The organism is Leucobacter sp. M11 (assembly GCF_035726885.1).
GTDB lineage: Bacteria > Actinomycetota > Actinomycetes > Actinomycetales > Microbacteriaceae > JAPFRB01.
Genome location: NZ_JAPFRB010000001.1, coordinates 76,291 through 79,800, shown reverse-complemented (window position 1 = coordinate 79,800; position 3,510 = coordinate 76,291). Strand labels below are relative to the sequence as shown.

Annotated in this window: 3 protein-coding genes and 1 pseudogene; 3 read left to right on the top strand and 1 reads right to left on the bottom strand. The window is 72.3% G+C overall.

What is annotated here, in order from left to right:
* From OOT08_RS00390 to OOT08_RS00380, 3 genes are all read left to right on the top strand, one after another.
* Positions 1-2,073 (top strand): DEAD/DEAH box helicase (locus OOT08_RS00390; protein WP_325090619.1); only part of this gene is annotated, 2,073 nt, incomplete at its 5' end.
* 9 nt (positions 2,074-2,082) lie between these two features.
* Positions 2,083-2,481: a thioredoxin gene (gene trxA / locus OOT08_RS00385; RefSeq protein ID WP_325090618.1), complete on the top strand. Its 399-nt coding sequence runs from the start codon at positions 2,083-2,085 to the stop codon at positions 2,479-2,481.
* 1 nt (position 2,482) lies between these two features.
* Entirely contained in the window at positions 2,483-3,301 is an 819-nt protein-coding gene (locus tag OOT08_RS00380; protein WP_325090617.1) for an aspartate dehydrogenase domain-containing protein, read from the top strand.
* 17 nt (positions 3,302-3,318) lie between these two features.
* Here the strand turns inward: OOT08_RS00380 and OOT08_RS00375 are convergent.
* Positions 3,319-3,510 (bottom strand): annotated as a pseudogene (locus OOT08_RS00375) (hypothetical protein); the annotation flags it as partial.

Below are 3,510 nucleotides of genomic sequence, written 5' to 3'. Positions count from 1 at the left end.
GCCTTTCTCGGCGGGGTCGTCCCCGCGCTCGAACGAATTCCCGGCATCGAGGTCCGCCGGACCGGCTCAGCCCCCGACTACCGGGAGATGCGGGGCGCGCCCAAACTCACCGTCACGACCGTGCCGAGTGAGAAGGACGACTGGTTCGACCTCGGCGTGCTCGTCACGGTTGACGGGCGCACGGTGCCCTTTGCCCCGCTGTTTCGCGCGCTGGCCCAGGGCAAGAAACGCCTCCTGCTCATCGACAACTCCTATCTTTCTCTGCGCCACCCCGCGTTCACGCCCCTCGCGGAGCTGATCGCGGAGGCCCAGGACCTGGACGAGTGGGAAACCGGCCCGCGGATCAGCCGCCACCAGGTCACTCTGTGGTCCGAGTTCGAGGACCTCGCCGACGAGACCGTCGCCGCGGTCGAGTGGCGCGCACTCGTGCGGGAGATCGGGCGCACCGCCCCGGTGCCCGTCCCCGTGCCGGAGGCCATCCGGGCCGAGCTGCGTCCCTATCAGCGCGAGGGCTTTCACTGGCTCGCGTTCCTCTGGCGCAACCGGCTCGGCGGGATCCTCGCCGACGACATGGGCCTCGGCAAGACCCTGCAGTGCCTCACCCTGATCGAGTACGCCCGCGCGGGGGACCCCGGCGAGGCGGGCAGCGCGGCGACCCCGCCGGATCATCGTCCCTTCCTCGTGGTCGCGCCCACCTCCGTCATGAGTAACTGGGCAGCGGAGGCGGCCCGCTTCGCGCCGGGGCTCCGGGTTCGGGTGCGCACCGCGACCGAGGCCGCCGCCGGGCGCACGGTGCGTGCGGACGCCGAGGACGCCGACCTCATCGTGACCAGCTATGCGCTGTTCCGGCTCGATTACGAGCGGTACCGGGACCTCGCGGAGGATCCGAGCGCCGGGATCGCCGGGCTCATCCTGGACGAGGCCCAGTTCGTGAAAAACGCCCAGGCGCAGGGCAACGAACTCGCCGAGGCGCTGCCCGTGTCGTGGAAGCTCGCCGTGACCGGCACCCCGATGGAGAATTCCCTCCGGGAACTGCACGCGATCTGCCGGATCGTTGCCCCCGGGCTGTTCCCCTCGGCGCGCCGATTCGAGGAGGAGTATGTCCGCCCGATCGAGCGCACCGCCCCCGGGGTCTCTCGCGGCCGGGGCGCGGGCAGCGGGCCGGAGACCCAGGAGCGCCTCCGCGCCGAGCGCACGCAGCGACTGCGTGCCCGGCTCCGACCGTTCCTGCTCCGCCGCAGCAAAGACCTCGTGGCGACCGAGCTGCCCGAGAAGCAGGAACAAATCCTGGAGATCGAGCTGGCCCCCGCGCATCGGGAACTCTACGAGGTCTTCCTGCAGCGGGAACGGCAGAAACTCTTCGGGCTGATCGAGAACCTCGATCAGCACCGGTTCACCGTGTTCCGCTCGCTGACCCTGCTCCGGATGCTCGCCCTCGACGCCTCCCTCATCGACGCGCAGTACGCCGAGATGCCCTCCGCGAAGCTCGAGTCCCTCGCGGAGCAGACCGCGGCCCTCGCGGGCGAGGGGCGACGCACCCTGGTCTTTAGCCAGTTCACGTCCTTCCTCGACCTCGCGCGGGAGCGACTCCGCGCGGCCGGGGTGCGCACCGTGACCCTGGACGGCAGCACCCGCAACCGGGACGCCGTCATCGAGCGCTTCCGCCTGGGCGAGGCCGATGTCTTCCTGATCAGCCTCAAAGCTGGCGGCGTCGGCCTGAACCTGACCGAGGCCGACACCGTGTTCCTGCTCGACCCCTGGTGGAACCCCGCGAGCGAGGCCCAAGCCATCGACCGCACCCACCGGATCGGGCAGCGCAAGCCCGTGCACGTGGTCCGCATGATCGCGCTCGGCACGATCGAGGAAAAGGTGCTCGAACTCCAACAGCGCAAGCGCAAACTCTTCGACGCGGTGATCGACGACGAGGAACTCTTCGCCAACGCGCTGACCCAGGACGACGTGCGGGAACTGCTCGGGGGCGTCGCGGCGGCGGGCAGCCCAGAGCCGACAGCCCCCGGCGGGCAGCCCACCGGGATCCGGGGCGCTGAGCCGATGCTCGGGGAAGCTCGGTAGGCTGGCCGCATGGCGACCATCGACATCACTCAGGACAGCTGGACCGAAACCGTCTCCTCTGGCATCGTGCTCGTGGACTTCTGGGCGGCCTGGTGCGGCCCCTGCCGCTCCTTCGCCCCCGTCTACGAACGGGTTTCGGAGGCGAACCCGGACGCGGTCTTCGCGAAGGTGGACACGGAGGCGGAGCAGGAGCTGTCCGCGGGCTTCGGCATCACCTCGATCCCGACCCTCATGATCTTCCGCGAGGGCATCCTCGTGTTTGCTCAGCCCGGCGCGCTCGCGCAGGCACAGCTCGAGGATCTCCTCGGTCAGGTCCGGGCCCTCGACATGGACGAGGTCCGCCGCCAGGTCGAGGCGGAGGAACGGGCCCGCGCCGAAGCCGCTCAGGCCGACACCCCCAGCGCCTAACGTGGGCGGGCACGCCGCCCCGGCCTCGACGGGCCGGGCGCACCGCTACGCCATCATCGGCAACGGGGCGATCGCGACCGAACTGCGCAGCCTCGCCCGGGCGCACCCGGCGCTCGACCTCGTCGGCATCGTGACGCGCCCCGGATCCGCCGCCCCCGCGGGCGCGGCGGCCCTGACGCTGGCCGAGGCCATCGACCGGGCCGACACCGTGGTCGAGGCCGCCGGGGTGGCCGCGGTGGCCGAGCACGGGCCTGCCGTCATCCAGGCGGGGCGTACCCTCCTCGTCAGCTCGGTCGGCGCGTTCGCGCACGCGGAGCATCGGGCGGGCGTGCTCGACGCCGGTCCGGGTCGCGCCCTCATCACCTCCGGTGCGATCGGTGGGCTCGATCTCATCGCCGCGGCCGGGCGCACCGGCGGGCTGGACCGGGTGACCCTCACCACGACGAAGCACCCGCGCTCCCTCGTGCAGCCGGGCATGCCCGAGCCGGAGCGCGCACGCATCCTCGGGGCGACGCAGGCCACCGAGCTCTTTTCCGGCTCCGTGGAGGACGCGATCGCGCGTTTCCCGGCCTCGCTCAACGTCGCCGTTGCGCTCGGCCTCGCCGCGGGGGACCTCGGCCTTGTCCGTGTCCGGCTGAGTGCCGACCCCGCCGCGACGCAAACCGAGCACCGGATTGAGGCCGTCGGTGCCGCCGGGAGCTACCGCTTCCTCGTGCGCAACGAGCCCCTCCCGGAGCATCCGTCAAGCTCCGGCCTCACGGCCCGCTCGCTGCTGAGCGAGCTGCTCCGCCTGGCGGGGCAGGGCACGATGCTGGCCTGAGTCACCCCGCCCGCAGCCTAGGCTGGCCGGGCGCGCTCCTCCGGGCCCGCGGCCTCGAAGGCTACCGTGCCGGTCGCGATGTCGGCGCGGAGCAGCCGGACGCGGATGCGCTCCCCGGCGACCAGGGGGCCGGAGCAGCTCGCCGACACCGGCGGGTCCTGGAGCTGCACCGTGCCAGAGCCGGGGGAGCCCGAGCGCCCGGGCGAGGA